We start from the raw sequence: 20315 nt of genomic DNA, 5'->3' as shown, positions 1-20315 counted from the left end.
AAAAATAGAAAGACCGCCGCGTCGTGGACGCGGCGGCTTTGCAAACTCCCGGGTCAGGCCGCCTGACGCTCGTCGCGCATCAATATCTCGCCATGGCGGACCTCGGTGCCCAGCACCTTCAGGCATTCGCGGATGAAGTTGGACAGGCCCGGCCAACCCTTGGCTGAAACGAGATTGCCGTCGACATGGGCGCCGGTCGGCGCGACGTCGATATAGATGCCACCGGCCAGCGTCACCTCCGGCTCGCAGTACTGGAGCGCCGCGACTTCCCGGCCCCGCACCACCCCGTCCACGGCAATCAGGATCTGCACGCCATGGCAGATGGTGAAGATCGGCTTGCCGGCCTCGTGGAAATGCCGCACCAGCCCCTGCACCCGCTTGTCGATACGGATGTATTCCGGGCCGCGCCCGCCCGCTGCGTAGACGGCATCGTAGCCGGCTGGATTCACCTCGGAAAACGTCTTGTTGAGGATGTAGTCGTGGCCGAGCTTTTCGGTATAGGTCTGGTGGCCTTCGAAGTCGTGCAGCGACGTTTTCAATATATCGCCCGCCTTCTTGTCCGGACAGACGACATGGACGATGTGGCCAACCGCATGCATCGCCTGCTCAAAGACGAAAATCTCATATTCCTCGCTGAACTCGCCAACGAGCATCAGTATCTTCTTGCCAGCCATTCCCGGTTCCTCCCTATGACCATATTTATTTCGGATCGCGAAATAATAAATTTATCCTAAGGGCAGGATGGCGAAAGGGAAAGCACAAATCGCACAATTGGTAAGACCAGTTGATGTCGATTGGCACCGCCGGCCGGGGCGCGGACGAGCAGGTTCCTGCCCTCGCCGCCGGCTTCTATCAGGCAGACCGTCTTCGATGGATCCTCGGAGAGCCGCGCGGCGCGCGTACAGCCGGCGGATCCGCCGCCAGCGATGACATAGTCGAAATCCATGATCTCCCTCCTCGCAACCGGCGGATATTTCCGTCCGGATAGCCCAGAGAAGGACCGATCGGAACCGACGTAAAGACGTCGGGAATTACCGCAGCGTCAACTGTTGCGAAGGCGCCGCCAGGAATATTTCGGCCCGTTCGGCTCCGACACGGCGGCCGGTTGGTAGTAGAGCCCCAACCCGCCGGTGCGGCCCTCCTCCAGGCGCTTCAACAGCACCGGGTTCGATATCTCGAACTCGTCGAAGCCAAGCCGCAGCATATGCGGCAACTGGTCGACCAGCACCTGGCCGGTGGCGCGCACTGTGCCCTCGAAATGATAGCGCCCACGCAGCAGTTCGCCCTTGGAGAAGGAGCGGCCGTCGCTGAAGGCCGGGAAGGCCAGCGCCACCAGCGAGAGCTGGTCAAGCAGGCCGGCGATCTTCTCGAGCTGATCGCCGGGCTGCAGCACCACACCGAGCCGTTCCTTGGCAGAGCGGCGCACCTCCGGATCGAGATCGAGGAACGCTTGCAGTGGCAGGATGAAGCGGCCATTGCCGGACAGCGCATCGGCGCTCTCGGCATGCGCCCACTCGTCCTCGCGGAAACCCGTCGGGGTCCAGAGGCGCGTCTCCGGTATCGTCGGTTCAGTCATCAAAAATTCCCAAAAATTCGAAGAAACACGTTTGTGTTGAGATTCAGGTCAGGCCGCACCGAAAATGGCGGCTTCCGGGGTCGCCCTGCGACGAGCGGAGCGTACTTGAAGTACGTGAGCACCGGAAGCGCAGGAAGCTGCCGTTTGCAGGCCAGCCTCACCTGAATATCACCATACCCTAAAGGGACGCGTCGGTCAGCGACTTCTCCAGCCCCGACAGGTGAATGCCGCACTCGGTCTTGGCATGACCGGCCCAGCGGCCGCTGCGCGCGTCCTCGCCCGGCTGCACCGGCTGCGTGCACGGGAAGCAGCCGATCGACAGGTATCCATAGGCGACCAGCGGATTTTCGCGCAGCGCATGCGCGCGCATATAGTCCGCCTGGTCCGATGTCGTCCAGTGCGCCAACGGATTGATGCGGATACGCGGGCCGACCGCTTCAAACACCGGAAGCGCTGCCCGGGTCGAGGCCTGGAAACGCTTGCGGCCGGTGAACCAGGCACGGAAGGGAGCGACACCCCGCGCCAGCGGCTCGACCTTGCGCACGTCGCAGCAGGCGTCGGTGTTGCTCTGATGCAGATTGCCCGTCGGATCGATCCGTTCGAGCGCCGCTTCCTCGGGCTTGATCACCCTTATGTTGGTCAGCCCGAAATCGGCTGCAAGCGCGTCGCGATAGCCGAGCGTCTCCTCGAAATGCTTGCCGGTGTCGAGGAAGATGACCGGCAGCGTCCGGTCGATCTTGGCGATCATGTGCAGCAGCACAGCCGAGTCCGCACCGAACGACGACACCGCGGCGATCTCGTCATGGAACAGTTCGCGGGCCGAGCGTTCGATGATCTCGAGCGGGTTCAGATGACCGTAGAGCGCATCCAGCCCCGCCGCCTTGGCGGCGATGCCGTCATCGACATCGGCTATATGGTCAAGCGGCCTTGGCTTCGCCAGCATAGAGCGCCTCCTTGAACGGCGCGGGACCGACTCGGCGGTAGGCGTCGATGAATTTCTCTTGTGGGTCGAGCCGAAGGCCGAGATAGGTCTCGACGATCTGCTCGATGGCGTCGGTGATCTCCTCCGAGGAGAAGCCGCGGCCGATGATCTCGCCGACCGAGGTGTTCTCGTCGGCCGAGCCGCCCAGCGTCACCTGATAGAGCTCGGAGCCCTTCTTCTCGACGCCGAGAATGCCGATATGGCCGACATGGTGATGACCGCAGGCGTTGATGCAGCCGGAGATCTTCAGCTTCAGTTCTCCGATCTCGCGCTGCCGCTCCAGCGAGGCGAAGCGGCGCGAGATTTCCTGCGCGATCGGGATCGAACGCGCGGTGGCCAGGGCGCAATAATCGAGGCCCGGGCAAGCGATGATGTCTGAGATCAGGTTGGAATTGGCCGTCGCCAGGCCGATGCCGACCAGCGCATCATGGACCGCCTTGAGGTCGGCGCGCGCCACATGCGGCAGGATCAGGTTCTGCTCATGGCTAACGCGCAGCTCGTCAAAGGCATATCTCTCGGCGATGTCGGCGACCGCTTCCATCTGGCTGCCCGAGGCGTCGCCGGGCACCTCGCCGATGCCCTTCAGCGAGATCGTCACCGCCGCGTAGTCGGGATGGCGGTGGGTGACGACATTCTGGTCGAGCCACTCCGAGAACCCCTTGGAATCCAGACGCGCCAGCTTGACCGCCTGGTCGCCCTCCGGCCGCTCCGTGAGCGCCGGCGGCGCGAAATAGGCCTCGATGGCGCGGATATCCGCCTCCGGCAGCTTCAGCTCGGCGTCCTTCAAGTCCTGCCACTCGGCCTCGACCTGGCGGGTGATTTCCTCGACGCCGGTCTCGTGCACGAGGATCTTGATGCGCGCCTTGTACTTGTTGTCGCGGCGGCCATAGAGGTTGTAAACGCGCAGGATCGCCGTGCAGTAGGACAGGAGGTCGGCTTCCGGCAGGAAGTCGCGGATCTTGCGGGCGACCATCGGTGTGCGGCCCTGGCCGCCGCCGATATAGACGGCGAAACCCAGTTCGCCGGCGGCGTTCTTCTTCAAGTGCAGGCCGATGTCGTGGGTCTGGATGGCGGCGCGGTCGCGCTCGGCACCCGTCACCGCGATCTTGAACTTGCGCGGCAGGAACGAGAATTCCGGATGCACCGACGACCACTGGCGCAAGATTTCCGCATAGGGCCGCGGATCGGCGACCTCATCGGCGGCAGCGCCGGCGAAATGGTCGGCGGTGACATTGCGGATGCAATTGCCGCTGGTCTGGATGGCGTGCATCTCAACGCTTGCCAGATCGGCCAGGATCGCAGGAATGTCCGACAGCGCCGGCCAGTTGAACTGGATGTTCTGGCGCGTGGTGAAATGGCCGTAGCCCTTGTCGTATTTGCGGGCGATGTGGCCCAGCATGCGCAACTGCTTGCCGTTCAGCGTGCCATAGGGCACCGCGATGCGCAGCATGTAGGCGTGCAGCTGAAGATAGACGCCGTTCATCAGCCTGAGCGGCCGGAACTGGTCCTCGGTGATCTCGCCGGCAAGGCGGCGCTGGACCTGGTCGCTGAACTCGGCGACGCGGGCCTGGACAAAATCGTGGTCGAACTCATCGTAGCGGTACATGCTTCGTCTTTCAGGGCGCGTCCGCCCATGCCTGGTGTCTTGGTTATGCTGCCCAAGGTGCCTGCTTGGCAGCCTGCTTGCCGAGATCGCTGCGGATGGTCGGGCCTGCGGCGCGGATTTTCTCGCGCAACCGCACCGGCTCGACGACGCCGTTGACGACGTCCGCATCGATCAAATTCACGTCGACCACTTCGTTGGCGGCATAGGCCTGTGCGCCGAGTGCCTCGAGGCGATCCTCGGCCGCCTTGTCATGGGCAAGGTCGGCATGGTCGACCGTCTCGGCCCAGCCGCCATCGACGTACCAGACGGCAATGCCGTCGCTGAGGCGGTTGGCGGTCAATATCTTCATTGCTGAACTCCTTCGGCGACCGAACTGGACACGCCTTCATGCCTGTGTGCCGCGAGCGGCTCGGACCGTTCAAAGTTGGCCCCGGCGACCGCATCGCCAATGATGGTCATGACCGGACCGGAGAGATCGGCGCGCGCTTCCAGCGACGGCAGGTCGGCAAGCGTGCCGTGGAACCGGCGCCTGTTGGCAAGGCTGGCATTCTCGACCACGGCGACCGCCGTATCCGGCGACAGGCCGGCCTCGATCAGCCGGCCGGCAACCTCGGCCGCCACCGAGCGGCCCATGTAGACGGCGACGGTGGCGCCCGAAATCGCGAGCTTGGCCCAGTCGGGCAGCGAATTGCCCTTGAGGTCGTGGCCGGTCGTGAACACCATCGATGAGGAAACACCGCGCAAGGTCAGCGGCAGTTCGAAATCGGCGGCGGCGGCGAACGCCGCGGTGACACCCGGAACCACCTCATAGGCGATGCCGGCATCGCGCAGTGCCGCCATCTCTTCGCCAGCCCGGCCGAACACCAGCGGATCGCCCGATTTCAGCCGCACGACACGCTTGCCTTCACGGCCAAGCTCGACCAGCAGCGCATTGATCTGCGCCTGGCTCTTGGTGTGGCAGCCCTTGCGTTTTCCGACCGGCAGGCGCTCGGCATCGCGGCGCCCCATGGCAACGACCGCCTCCGGCACCAGCGCATCATGAACGATGACATCGGCTTCCATCAGCAGACGGTGCGCTCGCAAGGTCAAAAGATCCTCGGCCCCCGGGCCGGCGCCGACCAGGGCGATGTGGCCGCAAGCCGGCGTGTTCGACAGCAGAAGATCGACGGCGGCGTCGTGCGCCTGCGAAAGCTGGCCCGCTTCAGCCGCGCGGGCAGGAGCGCCAGCGAAGAAATCATTCCAGAAGCGGCGGCGGGCATTGCCTCTCGGCAGCAGCCTCTCGGCAGCCCCGCGAAACGACGCGGCAAGAATTGCCAGGGGGCCGAGCGAGGGCGACAGCATGCGGTCGATGCGGCTGCGCAGCATCTGGGCAAGCACCGGGCCTGCACCTTCTGTGCCGATGGCGATAGCGACCGGCGCCCGGTTGACCAGCGCCGGGGTGAAGAAATCGCAAAGCTCGGGCCGGTCGACGGCATTGACCGGAATGCCAAGCCGGCGCGCATCCGTGGCCACGCGGCGGTCGAGTTCCTCATCGCCGCTGGCGGCAAACACCATGACCGCGCCTTCGAGCTGTGACGCGTCGTAAGCGGCGGCAAAATGGGTCGTGCCGGTCTGAGCGATAAAGGCCAGCAGGTCGGGCTCAGCGTCTTCCGCGACGATGCGCAGGACCGCGCTCGACTGTCCGATCAGCCGCGCCTTGGCCAGCGCCTCTTCGCCGCCGCCGACGATGGCCACGGTCTGCCCCTCGACCCGCATGAAGACGGGGAAGGAATTGAGTTTGGGAGCAGTGTGCGACATGGGCGCGAGCGGAATCCTGAACGGGCTTGCAGTTCTACGCGCGGGCGCGAAAAACCAGAAGGAACGCACTCGCGCATCGCCTGTCGGGATGCAATCGCTTTTCTGAAAGCATCCCGGCCAAGAGAAAAATATTCCTCGTTGGCGGATGGAGCGGATTCAAGCTGCTGTCGCAGGCCTTGATTTGTAGGTCTTTTAGCGCCCAACGAGAAATGCCACAAAACAGTTTTTTCTAAATTCTACCAATTTAGTAGATTAAAGCCGCGGGCATTGGACAACCCGAATGGCCGACACCCGCGAGGGCCTGGTTGGAACATTACCGGTTCGGGGCGCGTTCCCCAAAAAGCCCATCACGTCGGATCGAAACCCGGCCGCGACATGTCACAAGATGCCCGAGCGACCCAAGAAGGAACCAGTCATCATGAGCACAATCAATCTGAAGCACGGCATCTGGGTCATGGTGGCCGATGGCGAGAAGGCGCTTTTCCTCAGGAACGCCGGCGACAACACATATCCGAACCTCGAGGTGGTGCAGGAAATGCAGCAGGACAACCCGCCCACCCGCGAGCAAGGCAGTGACAGCCCGGGCCGATACAATGATGGTCCCTCCGTACACCGCAGCGCGGTCGAGGATACGGACTGGCACCGCATCGGCAAGGAGCGTTTCGCCGACGAGATCGCCGCCCGGCTCTACAAGCTCGCGCATAGCGGCGAGTTCAAAGAGATCGTGCTTGTCGCACCGCCGATGCTGCTTGGGACAATGCGCAAGAAGCTGCACAAGGAAGTCGGGGACAAGGTGACCGCCGAAATTCCCAAGACACTGACCAACCACGCCATATTCGAGATCGAGGCCCTGCTGCAGGCAGCCTGATCGTCGTCGATCGATCGCGCCGGATCAACGGAACATCATCGCGCGACTTCAAATCCGACCGGCGGCTTCTTCGGCCGCCGGTCCAGTTTTTGCGGCCGCACCGTCGATTTCATGGCTTTGCGGGTTGCGTCGCCGACACCCAATCCACCATATTGCAAACAGGCGACGGCTCCGGGCGGCGCCCATCCAACATCGCTGGTTTTGAAGGGCGCTCCATAGACAATGCCGCATGACACGCCCCTTATCGCCACCATCGTCGCCGGTCTGGGGCTGGCTTTCGTCTTCGGCGCCCTCGCCAACCGCTTCCGTATTCCGCCGCTGGTCGGCTATCTCGTAGCCGGCGTGCTGGTCGGGCCGAACACGCCCGGCTTCGTCGCCGATGCCGGCCTTGCCAACGAACTGGCCGAAATCGGCGTCATCCTGCTGATGTTCGGCGTCGGCCTGCACTTCTCGTTGAAGGATCTTCTGTCGGTGCGCGCCATCGCCGTGCCCGGCGCCATCGTCCAGATCGGCTTTGCCACCGCGCTCGGCGCCGGGCTGTCGTGGATGCTCGGCTGGTCGATGGGCGCGGGGCTGGTTTTCGGCCTGGCGCTGTCGGTCGCCTCGACCGTGGTGCTGCTGCGCGCGCTGCAGGAGCGGCGGATGATCGAGACCGAGCGCGGCCGGATCGCGGTCGGCTGGCTGATCGTCGAGGACCTGGCCATGGTGCTGGCGCTGGTGCTGCTGCCGGCACTCGCCGGCGTGCTCGGCGGCCAGGAACAGGCGGACGCACATGCGAGCGGCCTGCTGTCGCTGCCGGCCAGCTACGGCATCTGGGGCGTCGTCGGCATCACGCTAGCCAAGGTCGCCGCTTTCGTCATCGTCATGCTGGTGGTCGGCCGCCGGGTCATTCCCTGGATCCTGCACTATGTTGCCCACACCGGCTCGCGCGAATTGTTCCGGCTGGCGGTGCTCGCCATAGCCCTCGGCGTCGCCTTCGGCGCGGCCAAACTGTTCGGGGTCTCGCTGGCGCTAGGTGCCTTCTTCGCCGGCATGATCATGAGCGAGTCCGAACTCAGCCACCGCGCGGCGGAAGAATCGCTGCCGCTGCGCGATGCCTTTTCCGTGCTGTTCTTCGTCTCGGTCGGCATGCTGTTCGATCCGTTCAGCCTGATCAGCAATGGCTGGCCGATCCTGGCAACACTGGCCATCATCGTCATCGGCAAATCGTTGGCGGCGTTCGTCATCGTCGTTGCCTTCGGCTATCCCCTGGCCACGGCACTGATGATCTCGGCAAGCCTTGCGCAGATCGGCGAATTTTCCTTCATCCTGGCCGAGCTCGGCGTCGGCCTAAAGCTGTTGCCCGAACAAGGCCGCGACCTCATTCTGGCCGGCGCCATCTTGTCGATCGTGCTGAACCCGCTGATGTTCCTGGCCATCGACTGGATAAAGCCATGGCTGGAGCGGCGCGCCGCCAGGACGGCACCGCCGGTCGAGGCAAAGCCGGTCGGTCCGGCGACGGAACCGGGCCAGGTGGCCTCCGTTGCAGCCACAACGAAAGCGGAAGACGGCCCGCCGCCCAGGACAACCCTCACCAACCACGCCATCCTGATCGGCTATGGCCGCGTCGGCAGTCTCGTCGGTGCGTCGTTGAAAGAGGCCGCCTTGCCCTTCCTCGTCGTCGAGGATGCCGACAAGACGCTGGCGAGACTGAAAGCCGATGGCGTCGAGACCGTCTCCGGCAACGCGGCCAACGCTGAAGTCTTCTCCGCCGCCAATCCTGAAGGGGCCAAGCGGCTGATCCTGGCCATTCCCAATGCCTTCGAGGCCGGCCAGATCGTGCTCAGGGCACGCGCCGCCAACCCCGGCATCAACGTCATCGCCCGAGCCCATTCCGACGCCGAGGTCGAGCACCTCAAGGGCCTCGGCGCAGACACGGTGATCATGGGCGAGCGCGAGATCGCCCGTGGCATTGTCGAAGAGGTGCTTGGCCACAAGCCGAAGGCGGCTGAACCGTCCGCTGCCTGAGCCGATCCTGGTCGGCGACAGATTGCCGTGTCGATCGTCTGCTCGTAAGCAGATTGATCACGCGACGAAAGCAGAGCCGCCACGGTGCACGACGCTGCTGAGGTATTTTGCCGGGGGCTTGCCAAGCGCCTTCTTGAACATGGTGATGAAGGCCGTGACGGATTCATAGCCGAGATCGGCCGAAACCTGCTGCACGCTGGCGCCGGAGGCCAGCTCTCGTATTGCGACGATCAAGTGCAATTGCTGACGCCAGCGCCCAAAGCTCAGCCCTGTCTCCTTCACCACGAGACGGGCGAGACTGCTCTCACTGAGCGCAAGGCGATTGGCCCATTCTGCCAGTGTGCTGCGGTCGGCGGGATCTTGCGCCAACGCTTCGGCGATCCGCCTCAAGCGCGGCTCGGGTGAGATCGGCAGGTGCAGCTGCTGGACAGGCATACGTGGCAGCTCGGCAAGCAGTGTCTTGGTCAACAGCTCATCCCGCGCCTGATCGTCCTCCACACCATCGGACAGTTCGATGATCAGTTCGCGCAGCAACGGCGAAATCGAAAGCGTGCAGCACCGGTCCGGCAGATGAGCGGCTCCCGGCTCGATATACACGAAAAAAATCCGGGCGTTGGCAGTGGCGATATTGCTGTGCTCCATGCCGCTTGGAATCCACACCCCGCAATGAGGCGGCACCATCCACAGGCCGCTTGGGACACGGCATGTGACGCCGCCTCCCAGCGCGAAGACGAGTTGGCCTTTGCGATGCCGATGGGCGGGAACCTCCGCTGTGGTTTCGGGGACGTCAACGCGCACGGCAATCGCCGGCGCGGAAGGGTCATCCACATCGAGATTGAACCAGGGGTAGCGAAGGGGTTGTCTCATGATTGACCGTTTTTAGCGATCAGATGCCTTAATATCTAGATTATTCGAAGGGGAAAATCGATAGGTTCCGCTTGTGAAACGAGCAATTCAGGATCGTGCGCAGCTGGCGAACTTGACATCGCCAGTGGCGCCCGCCGGCGCTCCAAAGTCGAACCAGCAAGACCGGGCAAAGCAACTGTCCAAAGGCGTCCACCACGCAGCAGTGAGGTATGAACCATGCTCGCCCTAGTCATTTCTTCCGACAGCACGACAGGACTAAGGCTGGTGGAGCTTGCCGAGCCACATGCGGCCTCGAACGAGGCGCTTGTCTCGGTCCGCGCGACCTCGTTGAACCGCGGCGAACTGCGCTTGCTCGCCACCCGTTCAAACGGCTGGATACCAGGCCAAGACATCGTGGGGATTGTCGAACGGGCAGCAGCCGATGGCTCCGGACCAGCCGTGGGCGCCCGAGTTGCGGCTCTGGTCGACCAGGCCGGATGGGCCGAACGGGTCGCCGTTCCAACCGACCGTCTCGCCGTCCTGCCGGATGACGTCAGTTTCGTTTCCGCAGCCACGCTTCCAGTCGCCGGCACGACGGCACTGAGGACTTTGCGCCATGGCGGCGGCCTGGCCGGCCAGCAGGTCCTGATCACCGGCGCAAGCGGTGCGGTCGGTCGGTTCCAGATCCAGCTCGCCCATCAGCAGGGTGGGCACGTGACCGCGGTCGCCGCCTCCCGGCATGCCGAGGATCTCCGCGGCCTTGGAGCCGAGCAGGTTGTCGATGCGATCGAACTGGCCGAGGGGCCGTTTTCGCTGATCACAGAGTCGGTCGGCGGCAAAAGTCTCGCTCGCGCGATCGAACGCGTCGCACCTGGCGGGACCATCGTCATGTTCGGTTCGAGCAGTGGCGAACTCACGCCCATTGGATTCCGCCAGTTCGTTCCGGATCATGAAGGGGCAAGGCTTCAGACTTTTGCGTACTACACGTCTGGTCCAGGCATTGGCGCGGACATCGCCTCGCTGCTCACTCCAGTCGCGGCCGGCAGGCTCGAAACGCGCGTGGCCTTGACCGTGCCGTGGACAGACATCGCCCAAGCCCTGGACGCACTGCGACAGCGCAGCTTCAGCGGCAAGGCTGTTCTCACCATGGCCGAATGAGCAGTCCTCGGCCTGAAGCTGGCCGCTCACACGTGCTGGCCACCATTGATGTGGATTTCCGAGCCCGTCACATAGGACGCCTGCTGCGAGCACAGGAAGAAGATGATATCGGCGACTTCCGCCGTGGTGCCAAGCCTTCTCAACGGGATCGTCTCGACGATCTTGTCCGTGCCCGGCGACAGGATAGCGGTGTCGATCTCGCCGGGCGCTATGGCATTGACGCGAATGCCGTGCGGGCCGAAATCATGCGCCATCTCGCGCGTCAGTGAACCGAGCGCCGCCTTCGATGTCGCATAGGCCGTGCCGGCGAAGGGGTGCACGCGGGTACCGGCGATCGAGGTGACGTTGACGATCGAGCCCTTGGCCGCCGCCAGTTCCTTGAACAGGCCCCGCGCCAGCATGATCGGCGCGAAGAAATTGACCTGGAACACATCGCGCCAGACATGCATCGGCGTGTCGATCGAGTCCATTCGGCCGTTGCCGTCCTTGAGCTTCGGCGAGATGCCGGCATTGTTGACCAGCGCGTGCAGCTGGCCGCCATGCGCTTCCAGCCGGTGGCGGATTTCCGACACCGCGATGCCGACATCCTCCTGGTCGGCGAGATCGACCTTGATGTGGTCTTCCGGCCCCGCCGGCCACGGGCAATCCTCGGCAAAGGCCTGGCGCGAGCAGGTGATGACGCGCCAGCCCTCGCGCGAAAAGCGCTTGACCGTGGCGTGGCCGATGCCGCGGCTGGCGCCGGTCAGCACGATGGTCTTTCTGGTGTCGAGTTCAGCCATTTCAGGATCTCCGGGCCGGAGATGTAGCCGAACGACGCCAACGTGGCGAGAGGCGAGTTGCCGCTAGTGCATGTCGCTCAAAAGTGGCCCCGGTTTTGAGGCAACGACATGCATGGAAACAAAAGAGCTAAAGCGCGCGACGCGCTTTAGCCGCCGCCAAGGAGGTCGAGGATCGAGGTCTGCCGCTTCTTGCGCGGACCGCCGACGTCGCCTGGCGGCACCGGGTGCTTGATCGACGCGGTCGCGCCGTCGTCCTCCGGCATGGAAAGGCCATCGGCATCGACGGTCTGGGCGGGACGGGCCGCGCGGACCGGCGCCTGGGCGACCGGCGCGGCCGGCCGCGCCGCCGGCGCCTGCTGGCCGACGGAGGCGGATGGAACCGGCGCCGGCGGCGCGTTGTTCGCCGAAGGTATCTCGTCGGGCACGATGGTATCGGCCGGCGTCGATTTCCAGGTGCCGGGCAGCGGCCGCACCGGCACGCCCTCGTGGGCGGCGACCATGAATTCGTGCCAGGCCTGCGCCGGCAATGCGCCGCCGGTGACCTTCTTCATCGGACTGCCATCATCATTGCCGAACCACACGCCGGTGGTGAGGTTGGCGGTGTAGCCGACGAACCAGGCGTCACGCGAATTCTGGCTGGTGCCGGTCTTGCCGGCTGAAGGCCAGGCGAAAGCCGCTTTGCGGGCGGTGCCGATCTCGACCGTACCGGTCATCATCGAGTTCATCATGCCGACGATCTCGGGCTTGACGACACGCGGCGCGCTGCCGCCACCGCTGTCGTAGAGCACCTTGCCGTCGGTGGTCGTCACGCGGCGGATGAAATGGATGTCCGGCTTGTAGCCGCCATTGGCGAAGGGGACATAGGCCGACGTCAGTTCCAGCGGCGTCACTTCCGACGTGCCGAGCGCGATCGACGTGTTGGACTGCAGGTCGGACTGGATGCCCATGCGGTGCGCTGCCTCGACAACCGCGTTCGGCCCGACCTCCATAGTCAGTTGGGCGGCGACCGAGTTCAGCGATTTGGCCAGTGCGGTGGCCAGCGTCACCTTGCCGAAATACTTGCCGCCGTAATTGTCGGGCGTCCAGTTGCCGATCTTGATCGGCGCATCGTTGCGCACGCTGTCGGGTGTGCGGCCGGCTTCAAGCGCGGCCATGTAGACGAACGGCTTGAACGCCGAGCCTGGCTGGCGGCGTGCCTCCGAGGCGCGGTCGAACTGGCTGGTCGAATAGTCGTAGCCGCCGACCATGGCGCGCACCGCGCCGGAATCGTCGATCGACACCAGGGCGCCCTGAGTGACGTTGAGCTTCTTGCCGCTGTCGTCGATCAGCCTGCGGATCGACTGTTCGGCAAGCTTCTGCAGGTTCAGGTCGACGGTGCTGTCGACGACGATGTCGCCGCGCACGTCGCCGATCAGATCGGGCAGTTCTTCCATGATGGTATCGGCGACATAGTTCTCCGAGCCGGTCCAGTAGGACGGCGCGCGCGTTGCCGGTGCGCTCATCGCCGAGGTCAGTTCCTTGGCGCTGATCTTGCCTTCATCGCGCATGGCGGCAAGCACCAACTGCGAGCGTTCCTCGGCAGCCTTGGGATCGCGTGCCGGCGACAGCCGCGACGGCGCCTTCAACAGGCCGGCAAGCAATGCGGCTTCCGACAAGGTGACGTCGCGCGCGCTCTTGCCGAAATAACGCCGCGAGGCCGCCTCGACACCATAGGCGCCGGAACCGAAATAGACCCGGTTGAGGTACATTTCGAGAATCTGGTCCTTGGTATGCTTGTGCTCCAGCCACAGCGCCAGCAGCACCTCCTGCACCTTGCGCTCCAGCGTGCGGTCGGGCGTCAGGAACAGGTTCTTGGCCAATTGTTGGGTCAGTGTCGAACCGCCCTGCGAGAAATGCCCGCCAATCACGTTGGTGACCATGGCGCGGGAAAGGCCGATCGGGTCGATGCCGAAATGCGAATAGAAGCGGCGGTCCTCGATGGCGATGACGGCCTCCGGGATATAGGGCGACATTTCGTGCAAGCCGACGGCCTCGCCGCCGCTCATGCCGCGATTGGCGAGCAATTGGCCATCGGCCGAGACGATCTTGATGTTGGGGGCGCGGTCGGGGATCGACCAGGTCGTCGCCGCCGGCATCTTGGCGCCGTAATAGACGACGATGCCGGCCACCGCGATGCCGCCCCAGATGGCAAGCACGAAGCACCAGTAGAACAGCCGGCCGAGCACGCCGAACAGGCCGCGCCGGCTTCTGCCGCGCTTGGCCCGCGACGATTTCCCTTTGGCCGGCTTGCGTTTGGCGGAGGCTTTGCGGTTGCTCGGCACGACGCGATCCTCCTCGTTCACCGAAAGCCCCGCCGGGGATCGCGCCTGCGGCGCCCCCTCGAAACTGGGTTCGATGCGGCTGTCTCTGCGGTTCGCCATGCGCTGTGCTTGATATCCCCGATGCCTATGGCGTTCGGGTTGAAGAGTAGATGCGGCGATTTAAGGGCGGGTTAAGTCGGAAAAATTCAAAGCGATTGATAATCAAATGCTTGGGGTCCGGCCGTTGTCTCCCGGTTCGAGGCACCTGTTTTGGCGCTGGCAAGCGCTCCACACCCCCGAAGATAGAACAATCAGAAACCGTAGTATTTTTGTTCGGGGGCCAAAGATCCAACTCCTGCCAGCCGCTGCGCGGACAAGCCTTTGGCGGGCGTTGCAACCATGTTCCTCGTTAGGGCGCGATCGCAAGTGGTTGCGGCTTCGCGTTGGACCGCGCCCTAATTCATCTCGTCACAATGTGATCACCTGGCGGACATGCGTCAGCCGATCGCCGCACGAACCGAAAGCGCTGCCCTGGACGATTGCATAACCTCGCCGACATGGCAGTAGCAGACAATCTCGTGCAGTTGGTGGTCGGTCAGTTCGAAGAAGCGCTTGGCTTCGCCATAGCTGTCGTCTTTCAGACCCTCGTCATGCAAAATGGGGTCCGTGAAGGCAACCGCTATCGGCGAGCCATCGCCTCGCATCACATCGCGCTCGGGCGGCGCACGGTATTCGGTCCCGGCAAGCGCGTTCAGGAGCCGGCTGGGCTCACGTTCAAGGAGTTCGGCCCAACGTACGAGACGCTGGGTTCGGCTCATTACCGGCTGTTTAGTGTTGATCTCGGCCACTGCATGCAGTTGGTCCAGTGTTTGGTGCTTCATGGCAACCTCCTAATGGTTAGGTTGGTTGGCCCAAACGCCCTATGCCGCCATCATAGCGCCGAAACGTCGATCCGTCATTCTAATTCCATGTCGGGTTGGGCTCTCTTCCGTCGCTACGCCAGTGCAATGGCCCTGCCTTGCCGGCAATCTTCAACCGCACCGAGTATCGTCGACAGGGAGAAAAAGGCCAGCGGCTGCTCTTCGCAGGTCACAGCCACGATGCTGTTGGACCGGTCGATATCGAGGCCCTTCGGCCCGCCCTCGTCAAAACTGGCCCTGCCGCGCAGGAAGGTTGCCTCGTCGAGCACGGCAACCGAGCGTGCGGGCTCGCGACGCTCCTTCCAGCCACCGTCGCTGGCATAGACATGCACCATCTGGCTGCCCGCGTCGGCGACGAGGATGTGCCGATCATCAGCCGTAAAGCGCACGCCGTGCGGATAGCCGGCGTTCTGTAGGACGCCGGCCGGTTCACTCTCCGGTCCAAGCGACCCGGACATCCGGTAGAGTTTTACGTCCTTTGTGCCGTGGCTGCTGACGGCGATCCACTTTCCATTATGGCTGAGCGCAATGCCGTCCGGTATATCAAGACCGCGCTTCAGAAGCAGTTGATTGCTTGTAGCGCGATAGCCAAGCCACCGGTTGACGACGTGCCGGGTAACCAGATGCGTGTAGTTGTTGCAAACCAGCACGCTGACCCGGCCATGTGACTCAAGCCTGACTGCAATCGAACCCGGCGAATTCAGTTTGTGGGGCTGCCTGCCTCGGAGTTGGCGAATGGCCGCGATCCGACGACTCTGGCCAACCGGTTCTTCACGCGGCAGAGCAAACAGCGCAACCAGCCCATCGCGGTTGGCGATCGCCAAGGTGCGGTCATTGATGAAATCGAGACCATGGATTTCGCCCATGCTGTCGGACGTCAACTCCATGAAATTGTGGAGTGTGACGCCTGGGCCATCAGGTCCCGTCTCGACGTCGACGCGCAGGACCAGGCAGCGCTTGCGCGCATATCCGGCAATTGCCAGCAGCCGGTTGTCAGGCGAAAAGCGCAGGTCTTCGGTGCGTCCGATTTCCGCAAGCGCGGCCCGCACGGCGTCGCCTGCCTTGAAATCGATCTGGTGGATCGTCATGCGCCTCTCATTGGCATTGAAGGCTGAAAATCTGTCTCGTCGGCCCGGCCCATTGCCAAACCCTGCCCGGCTTTGATGTCTCGTTCAGATAGGCTCGAACTTCACATCCGGCTGGTCAGGACCGCCGGCTTGCCGCAACAGCGCGAGAATGTGTTCGCCCCTGTCAACCTGCTGTCGCCTCCAGTTTGAGGCGTTCGTCACATGCAGCCAGCCATCGACCACCATGAAAAAATCCTCGGATTGATCATGTCCCGCGCCGAAGCGAAGCGATTTGTTTTCAGCGAACCGAACCAGTGCCGGATCGATCGACCTGTAGAGCAGCGGCCAGTTGCCGCCACCGGAATCCATATGAAACTTGTAGCTCGGGGCGAAATCCAGCCGTCGCCGCAACAGGCTTCCATCAAAAAAACAGAACCCGGGCCACAGGAACCAGCCGCCCGGCGTTGGCGTGTCGCGCCGCACGCTGCCGTAGAGGCTTTTGCCCTCCATCCGGGCGCGGATCGAAAATGGTTCAGTCGGAAAGATGTCATGATCGATGAAGCCGAAGAGCCTCGGACCGAACCTGGGCAAGAAATTCCGCACGATCCAGTTGAGCGCTTGACCATGCGATCTGCTGACGACCAGCCTGTTCTTCGGCAATGCGACATAGGGGACATGCTGGCGACGGCAGAGAGCGCGGATCGCTTCCCTTGCATCGTCCTTCTTGCTGTTGTCGAAGACGATGTAGCTGTCGTGCTCGGCCAGATATCGGCGCACGAGATGGATCTGCCATTCGACCACGTCGGGTCGGTTGAAGGCCACGGTGGCGATGATCGCATCGCGGAAGGCCTGCTCTCGCCCCTGCAGTTCGCTGACGGGGGCGGATGACCTCAGGAAGCGAAATACCCGCCAATGATAGCGCAGCCACGCCTCGCGCCTTGGCGGCCTGTTCAGCCTCTCCCATTCAGCGACGGTAATCCCAGGCTGATCGACGTCTTCCGGAGCGTCAGAAGCCACCATGTCGCGCTCCCGAATGGCTCAGTTCTGCTGGATCGAGATGCCCTTGTCGTCGATCTTGAGCTCGACGCCCTTGGGTTTGGTCTGCTCGCGATAGACGTAGATACCGAGCGCGATGACAACGACGACGAGCGCGCCAATGAGGAGATAGAGTGTGTTCTGCTTCATGGCGCGCTCTTTCGTTGTCGAGCGTCAAGCTCGCTTCAGGACCTTGACCAGCACCAGCAGGATGATGGCGCCGATGGTGGCATGGATGATCGAGGCGAGAATGCCACCGCCGATGGAGAAGCCGATCCGCGGAAACAGCCAGCCGGCGATGAACGCGCCGACGATGCCGACGATGATGTTGCCGATCAGGCCGAAGCCGAAGCCGGAAACGATGAGACCGGCGAGCCAGCCGGCGATGGCACCGATGATGATGAAGACGAGCAGGCTTTCGACGCCCATAGCGATTTCCTCCGAGCAAGAGGGCGACGACGGAACGGAAAGCTCCGAATCGGCCTCGATATCTACGGCTTCAGGCTATTCGAAAGCGGCCGGCCTCGCCAGCGGCGCGCTCACTGATCGTCATCGTCGTTTGCGGCAGGCCGCCAGCTGGTCGGCTCGACCTTCTTTTGCGTGTGACTGTCGATGTAGACCCACCAGCCGTCGTCGCGATATTGCGCGATGGATTCGTTGATGACGCCGTCGCTGTCCTTCCACGTGACGGAGACCTTGGAGCCGTCGGTCGGCGCGGTCGCTATCGGCTTTCTGTCCGTCATGTCATTCCCCGTCGAGCCGACAGAACGCCGCGGCTTGCATCTGGTTCCAACCCGCCATCGGCAGCAGATCGCCGTGACGACCGTCAGCTATGGGCGAAGATATCCTCTTCGTCCCAGCCCATCAGATCGAGTTTGGCACGCGTCGGCAGGAAGCGGAAGCAGGCATCGGCCTCCTTGGTCCGCCCATCGCGCGCCAGCCGTCCGGCCAGCACATCGCGCAACCGGTGCAGATAGAGCACATCGGAAGCGGCATATTCGAGCTGTTCGGGCGACAGCGTCTCGGCCGCCCAGTCCGACGATTGCTGCGCCTTGGACAGGCCGACGCCGAGAAGCTCAAAGCAGATGTCCTTCAGCCCGTGCCGGTCGGTATAGGTGCGCGTCAGCCGCGAGGCGATCTTGGTGCAGAATACAGGATCGGGCATCACGCCGAACGCATTGTAGAGCACGGCAAGGTCGAAGCGTCCGTAGTGGAACAGCTTGGTTATGCCGCGATTTCTCAGCAGGCTGACGAGGTTCGGCGCCTTCTTCTGGCCGGGCGCGATCTGGATGACATCGGCGCTGCCGTCGCCAGGCGAAATCTGCACCACGCACAGCCGGTCACGATGCGGATTGAGACCCAGCGTCTCGGTGTCGATGGCCACTGCCCCGACATTGTAGTGCGAGAGGTCGGGCAGGTCATTTTTGTGGAAACGGATATCGGCCATTGTCTTCTCCGGTCGGGCCTTGCGCGTCTCTTGACCCGCAAGGGACGCTGTAGCGTTTCGTCTTGTGGCCCGTCCTCGCCGCGATCCGTTGAAAAATCAACAGGAAAACGAGGGTTTCGCTGCCTCAGCGCGTCAAGGCATCGAGAATCCGCGCCCAGGAGCGCTGGCCCTTGTGGAAGGAGCTGAGCTCGTATTTCTCATTGGGCGAGTGGATGCGATCGTCGTCGAGGCCGAACCCGACCAGCAGCGATTCCATGCCGAGATAGGTCTGGAAGTCGCCGACCACCGGGATCGACCCGCCGCTGCCGGTTGTCACCGCCGGCCTTGGCCATTCGTCGGATAGCGCATCCTTGGCCTTGGCCAGGAATGGCGAGTCGTAGGAAAGCTGGATTGCCGGCGAGCCGCCATGCGGATGGAATTCGACCGAACAGTCGGCCGGAATCCGCTCCTGGACGAATTTCTGGAACGCCGCACGGATTTTCTTGGGATCCTGCTTGTGCACGAGGCGAAACGAAACCTTCGCCGAGGCTTCCGCAGCGATCACCGTCTTGAAGCCCTTGCCGGTATAACCACCGATGATGCCGTTGAACTCGGCCGTCGGCCGCGCCCAGGTGAGTTCCAGCACCGAGCGGCCCTTTTCGCCTGACGGGATCGACAGGCCGACTGGTCCCAGGAACGTCTCCGCCGTCTCGCCAAGCGTCTCCCAGGATTTCAGGATCTGCGACGGCGTTTCCTCGACCCCGTCATAGAAGCCGGGAATGGTGACGTGGCCGTCCCTGTCGTGGATATCGGCCAGCACCCTGGCCAATATGCGGATCGGGTTGGCGGCGGCACCGCCATAGAGGCCGGAATGCAGGTCGCGGTCGGCGGCCTTCACCGTGATCTCCTCACCGACCAGCCCGCGCAATCCGACGCAGATCGACGGCGTGTCGCGATCCCACATGCCGGTATCGCAGACCAGCGCGAAATCAGCCTTGAGCTCGTCGGCATTGGCCTCGAGGAACGGCTTCAGCGACGGCGAGCCGGATTCCTCCTCGCCCTCGAACAGGATGGTGATGCCGCAAGGCAGATTGCCATGCACCTGCTTCCAGGCGCGGCAAGCCTCGACGAAGGTCATCAACTGGCCCTTGTCGTCGGCCGAGCCGCGTCCCGTGATCACCTTGTGGCCCGGTCCGACCTCCTTGATGTCAGGCGCGAACGGATCGCTTTCCCACAATTCGATCGGATCGACCGGCTGCACGTCATAATGGCCGTAAAACAGCACATGCGGCGAACCATCTGGCCCGTCATGATGCGCGACCACCATCGGGTGTCCGGGTGTGTCGCGAACGCTGGCGTCGAAGCCGATCAGCTTGAGTTCGCCCACCAGCCATTCCGCCGCCTTGCGGCAGTCGGCGGCATAGGCCGGATCGGTGGAGATCGACTTGATCCTGAGCAGGCCGAACAGGCGTTCGAGGCTCTGGTCGAGGTTCTTGTCGAGACGGTCGAGGACGGGGGAAACTGCGGACATGTGTGAAGCCTTTCGATTCAGAACCGGAACCGTAAAGGCAGGACAGGAAAACGAAAAGCCCGCGATCATTGGACCACGGGCTGCAAATGTCCGTCCGAGGCAAAAAAAGACCGCCGTGGTGGAGGGGGAACCACGGCGGCCTTCTACTCGAAACGATGCGGCAGCCCGGAGAGGGGGGATAGGCTGCCGCAGGTGTCCGGGATAGGCGGGGGACGGGCCTTGCTCCGGACTCGGCGAAAACTGCCGATGACCTGTATTTGTGTCTTTGAACGTGGCGATTCAAGGGCACGAGCATTACACTTTTGTAACATGGGCGTGAGCGGGGTGGCCTGTCAGCGGTCTGTCAGGGTGTTGCCGGAACCGGTGGGTGCCGGTGCCTTTGGCATGGACCAAGCCGCCGCGCCGCGCTATCCCTGC

22 protein-coding genes are annotated in these 20315 nt (G+C 63.4%); 4 read left to right on the top strand and 18 right to left on the bottom strand.

Features of this window, described 5'->3' with window-relative positions; translation table 11 throughout:
• Positions 1 to 53: 53 nt before the first annotated feature.
• The 7 genes from ASD12_RS28950 to cysG form a co-directional block, all read right to left on the bottom strand.
• Positions 54 to 674 carry a DJ-1/PfpI family protein gene (locus ASD12_RS28950; RefSeq protein WP_056594939.1) on the bottom strand — a complete coding sequence of 207 codons (621 nt, stop codon included), beginning with the start codon at positions 672 to 674 and terminating at the stop codon, positions 54 to 56.
• Positions 675 to 730: 56 nt separating this feature from the next.
• Positions 731 to 946 carry a GMC family oxidoreductase N-terminal domain-containing protein gene (locus ASD12_RS28945; RefSeq protein WP_056594937.1) on the bottom strand — a complete coding sequence of 72 codons (216 nt, stop codon included), beginning with the start codon at positions 944 to 946 and terminating at the stop codon, positions 731 to 733.
• 96 nt (positions 947 to 1042) lie between these two features.
• Positions 1043 to 1576, bottom strand: coding sequence for a DUF934 domain-containing protein (locus tag ASD12_RS28940; protein ID WP_056594935.1), 534 nt, complete (start codon positions 1574 to 1576; stop codon positions 1043 to 1045).
• Positions 1577 to 1754: 178 nt separating this feature from the next.
• Entirely contained in the window at positions 1755 to 2519 is a 765-nt protein-coding gene (locus ASD12_RS28935) for a phosphoadenylyl-sulfate reductase (protein ID WP_056594933.1), read from the bottom strand.
• Positions 2494 to 4164, bottom strand: coding sequence for a nitrite/sulfite reductase (locus ASD12_RS28930; protein ID WP_056594931.1), 1671 nt, complete (start codon positions 4162 to 4164; stop codon positions 2494 to 2496). The genes ASD12_RS28935 and ASD12_RS28930 overlap by 26 nt, the downstream gene beginning before the upstream one ends.
• Before the next feature lie 43 nt (positions 4165 to 4207).
• Positions 4208 to 4513, bottom strand: a complete 306-nt coding sequence (locus ASD12_RS28925; RefSeq protein ID WP_056594929.1) for a DUF2849 domain-containing protein — start codon at positions 4511 to 4513, stop codon at positions 4208 to 4210.
• Positions 4510 to 5961, bottom strand: coding sequence for a siroheme synthase CysG (gene cysG, locus ASD12_RS28920; RefSeq protein WP_056594927.1), 1452 nt, complete (start codon positions 5959 to 5961; stop codon positions 4510 to 4512). Before cysG ends, ASD12_RS28925 begins: the two co-directional genes overlap by 4 nt.
• 418 nt (positions 5962 to 6379) lie before the next feature.
• Between cysG and ASD12_RS28915 the strand changes: the two genes are divergently transcribed.
• Both ASD12_RS28915 and ybaL read left to right on the top strand, forming a co-directional pair.
• The gene (locus tag ASD12_RS28915) at positions 6380 to 6829 is read left to right on the top strand and encodes a host attachment protein (protein ID WP_056595243.1); all 450 of its coding nucleotides are present in this window, start codon (positions 6380 to 6382) and stop codon (positions 6827 to 6829) included.
• A 222-nt stretch (positions 6830 to 7051) separates the two neighbouring features.
• The gene (gene ybaL, locus ASD12_RS28910; RefSeq protein WP_056594925.1) at positions 7052 to 8836 is read left to right on the top strand and encodes a YbaL family putative K(+) efflux transporter; all 1785 of its coding nucleotides are present in this window, start codon (positions 7052 to 7054) and stop codon (positions 8834 to 8836) included.
• A gap of 57 nt (positions 8837 to 8893) precedes the next feature.
• On the opposite strand, the gene ASD12_RS28905 is transcribed toward ybaL, so the two are convergent.
• Positions 8894 to 9703 (bottom strand): helix-turn-helix transcriptional regulator, encoded by an 810-nt coding sequence (locus ASD12_RS28905; protein ID WP_056594923.1) that lies wholly within the window; start codon positions 9701 to 9703, stop codon positions 8894 to 8896.
• Between the two features lie 216 nt (positions 9704 to 9919).
• Between ASD12_RS28905 and ASD12_RS28900 the strand changes: the two genes are divergently transcribed.
• A complete protein-coding gene (locus ASD12_RS28900; RefSeq protein ID WP_056594921.1) occupies positions 9920 to 10840 on the top strand; it encodes a zinc-binding dehydrogenase in 921 nt (306 codons plus the stop codon).
• 26 nt (positions 10841 to 10866) lie between these two features.
• Here the strand turns inward: ASD12_RS28900 and ASD12_RS28895 are convergent, their stop codons facing one another.
• From ASD12_RS28895 to ASD12_RS28880, 4 genes are all read right to left on the bottom strand, one after another.
• A complete protein-coding gene (locus ASD12_RS28895; protein WP_056594919.1) occupies positions 10867 to 11619 on the bottom strand; it encodes an SDR family oxidoreductase in 753 nt (250 codons plus the stop codon).
• Positions 11620 to 11765: 146 nt separating this feature from the next.
• Positions 11766 to 14039 carry a transglycosylase domain-containing protein gene (locus tag ASD12_RS28890; RefSeq protein WP_056594917.1) on the bottom strand — a complete coding sequence of 758 codons (2274 nt, stop codon included), beginning with the start codon at positions 14037 to 14039 and terminating at the stop codon, positions 11766 to 11768.
• 377 nt (positions 14040 to 14416) lie between these two features.
• Positions 14417 to 14800: a hypothetical protein gene (locus tag ASD12_RS28885; RefSeq protein WP_056594915.1), complete on the bottom strand. Its 384-nt coding sequence runs from the start codon at positions 14798 to 14800 to the stop codon at positions 14417 to 14419.
• A gap of 113 nt (positions 14801 to 14913) precedes the next feature.
• Positions 14914 to 15705 (bottom strand): hypothetical protein, encoded by a 792-nt coding sequence (locus ASD12_RS28880; protein ID WP_244483011.1) that lies wholly within the window; start codon positions 15703 to 15705, stop codon positions 14914 to 14916.
• On the opposite strand from ASD12_RS28880, the gene ASD12_RS35645 reads away from it, so the two are divergent.
• A complete protein-coding gene (locus ASD12_RS35645; protein ID WP_244483010.1) occupies positions 15691 to 15954 on the top strand; it encodes a hypothetical protein in 264 nt (87 codons plus the stop codon). The two genes, ASD12_RS28880 and ASD12_RS35645, sit on opposite strands and share 15 nt — an antisense overlap.
• 57 nt (positions 15955 to 16011) lie before the next feature.
• Here the strand turns inward: ASD12_RS35645 and ASD12_RS28875 are convergent, their stop codons facing one another.
• From ASD12_RS28875 to ASD12_RS28855, 6 genes are all read right to left on the bottom strand, one after another.
• Entirely contained in the window at positions 16012 to 16926 is a 915-nt protein-coding gene (locus tag ASD12_RS28875) for a hypothetical protein (protein WP_056594911.1), read from the bottom strand.
• 18 nt (positions 16927 to 16944) lie between these two features.
• Entirely contained in the window at positions 16945 to 17091 is a 147-nt protein-coding gene (locus ASD12_RS34990) for a hypothetical protein (RefSeq protein ID WP_082525739.1), read from the bottom strand.
• Positions 17092 to 17115: 24 nt separating this feature from the next.
• Entirely contained in the window at positions 17116 to 17370 is a 255-nt protein-coding gene (locus ASD12_RS28870) for a GlsB/YeaQ/YmgE family stress response membrane protein (RefSeq protein ID WP_056594910.1), read from the bottom strand.
• A gap of 110 nt (positions 17371 to 17480) precedes the next feature.
• A complete protein-coding gene (locus tag ASD12_RS28865) occupies positions 17481 to 17684 on the bottom strand; it encodes a hypothetical protein (RefSeq protein ID WP_056594907.1) in 204 nt (67 codons plus the stop codon).
• An 83-nt stretch (positions 17685 to 17767) separates the two neighbouring features.
• Positions 17768 to 18388 (bottom strand): ribonuclease D, encoded by a 621-nt coding sequence (locus ASD12_RS28860; RefSeq protein ID WP_056594906.1) that lies wholly within the window; start codon positions 18386 to 18388, stop codon positions 17768 to 17770.
• Positions 18389 to 18512: 124 nt separating this feature from the next.
• Entirely contained in the window at positions 18513 to 19898 is a 1386-nt protein-coding gene (locus ASD12_RS28855) for a M20/M25/M40 family metallo-hydrolase (protein ID WP_056594904.1), read from the bottom strand.
• Positions 19899 to 20315: the final 417 nt, after the last annotated feature.

It is taken from the genome of Mesorhizobium sp. Root102 (genome assembly GCF_001425625.1).
GTDB lineage: Bacteria > Pseudomonadota > Alphaproteobacteria > Rhizobiales > Rhizobiaceae > Mesorhizobium.
This window is presented reverse-complemented; position numbering and strand designations above follow the sequence as displayed.

What these genes read in the sequence shown, in the direction of transcription:
- ASD12_RS28870 (WP_056594910.1), bottom strand. Translation starts at nt 17,370, where the DNA reads ATGGGCGTCGAAAGCCTGCTCGTCTTCATCATCATCGGTGCCATCGCC.
- ASD12_RS28855 (WP_056594904.1), bottom strand. Translation starts at nt 19,898, where the DNA reads ATGTCCGCAGTTTCCCCCGTCCTCGACCGTCTCGACAAGAACCTCGAC.
- ASD12_RS28880 (WP_244483011.1), bottom strand. Translation starts at nt 15,705, where the DNA reads ATGGGCGAAATCCATGGTCTCGATTTCATCAATGACCGCACCTTGGCG.
- ASD12_RS28905 (WP_056594923.1), bottom strand. Translation starts at nt 9,703, where the DNA reads ATGAGACAACCCCTTCGCTACCCCTGGTTCAATCTCGATGTGGATGAC.
- ASD12_RS28925 (WP_056594929.1), bottom strand. Translation starts at nt 4,513, where the DNA reads ATGAAGATATTGACCGCCAACCGCCTCAGCGACGGCATTGCCGTCTGG.
- ASD12_RS28875 (WP_056594911.1), bottom strand. Translation starts at nt 16,926, where the DNA reads ATGGTGGCTTCTGACGCTCCGGAAGACGTCGATCAGCCTGGGATTACC.
- cysG (WP_056594927.1), bottom strand. Translation starts at nt 5,961, where the DNA reads ATGTCGCACACTGCTCCCAAACTCAATTCCTTCCCCGTCTTCATGCGG.
- ybaL (WP_056594925.1), top strand. Translation starts at nt 7,052, where the DNA reads ATGCCGCATGACACGCCCCTTATCGCCACCATCGTCGCCGGTCTGGGG.
- ASD12_RS28935 (WP_056594933.1), bottom strand. Translation starts at nt 2,519, where the DNA reads ATGCTGGCGAAGCCAAGGCCGCTTGACCATATAGCCGATGTCGATGAC.
- ASD12_RS28890 (WP_056594917.1), bottom strand. Translation starts at nt 14,039, where the DNA reads ATGGCGAACCGCAGAGACAGCCGCATCGAACCCAGTTTCGAGGGGGCG.
- ASD12_RS28895 (WP_056594919.1), bottom strand. Translation starts at nt 11,619, where the DNA reads ATGGCTGAACTCGACACCAGAAAGACCATCGTGCTGACCGGCGCCAGC.
- ASD12_RS28915 (WP_056595243.1), top strand. Translation starts at nt 6,380, where the DNA reads ATGAGCACAATCAATCTGAAGCACGGCATCTGGGTCATGGTGGCCGAT.
- ASD12_RS35645 (WP_244483010.1), top strand. Translation starts at nt 15,691, where the DNA reads ATGGATTTCGCCCATGCTGTCGGACGTCAACTCCATGAAATTGTGGAG.
- ASD12_RS28885 (WP_056594915.1), bottom strand. Translation starts at nt 14,800, where the DNA reads ATGAAGCACCAAACACTGGACCAACTGCATGCAGTGGCCGAGATCAAC.
- ASD12_RS28865 (WP_056594907.1), bottom strand. Translation starts at nt 17,684, where the DNA reads ATGACGGACAGAAAGCCGATAGCGACCGCGCCGACCGACGGCTCCAAG.
- ASD12_RS28930 (WP_056594931.1), bottom strand. Translation starts at nt 4,164, where the DNA reads ATGTACCGCTACGATGAGTTCGACCACGATTTTGTCCAGGCCCGCGTC.
- ASD12_RS28860 (WP_056594906.1), bottom strand. Translation starts at nt 18,388, where the DNA reads ATGGCCGATATCCGTTTCCACAAAAATGACCTGCCCGACCTCTCGCAC.
- ASD12_RS34990 (WP_082525739.1), bottom strand. Translation starts at nt 17,091, where the DNA reads ATGAAGCAGAACACACTCTATCTCCTCATTGGCGCGCTCGTCGTCGTT.
- ASD12_RS28940 (WP_056594935.1), bottom strand. Translation starts at nt 1,576, where the DNA reads ATGACTGAACCGACGATACCGGAGACGCGCCTCTGGACCCCGACGGGT.
- ASD12_RS28900 (WP_056594921.1), top strand. Translation starts at nt 9,920, where the DNA reads ATGCTCGCCCTAGTCATTTCTTCCGACAGCACGACAGGACTAAGGCTG.
- ASD12_RS28950 (WP_056594939.1), bottom strand. Translation starts at nt 674, where the DNA reads ATGGCTGGCAAGAAGATACTGATGCTCGTTGGCGAGTTCAGCGAGGAA.
- ASD12_RS28945 (WP_056594937.1), bottom strand. Translation starts at nt 946, where the DNA reads ATGGATTTCGACTATGTCATCGCTGGCGGCGGATCCGCCGGCTGTACG.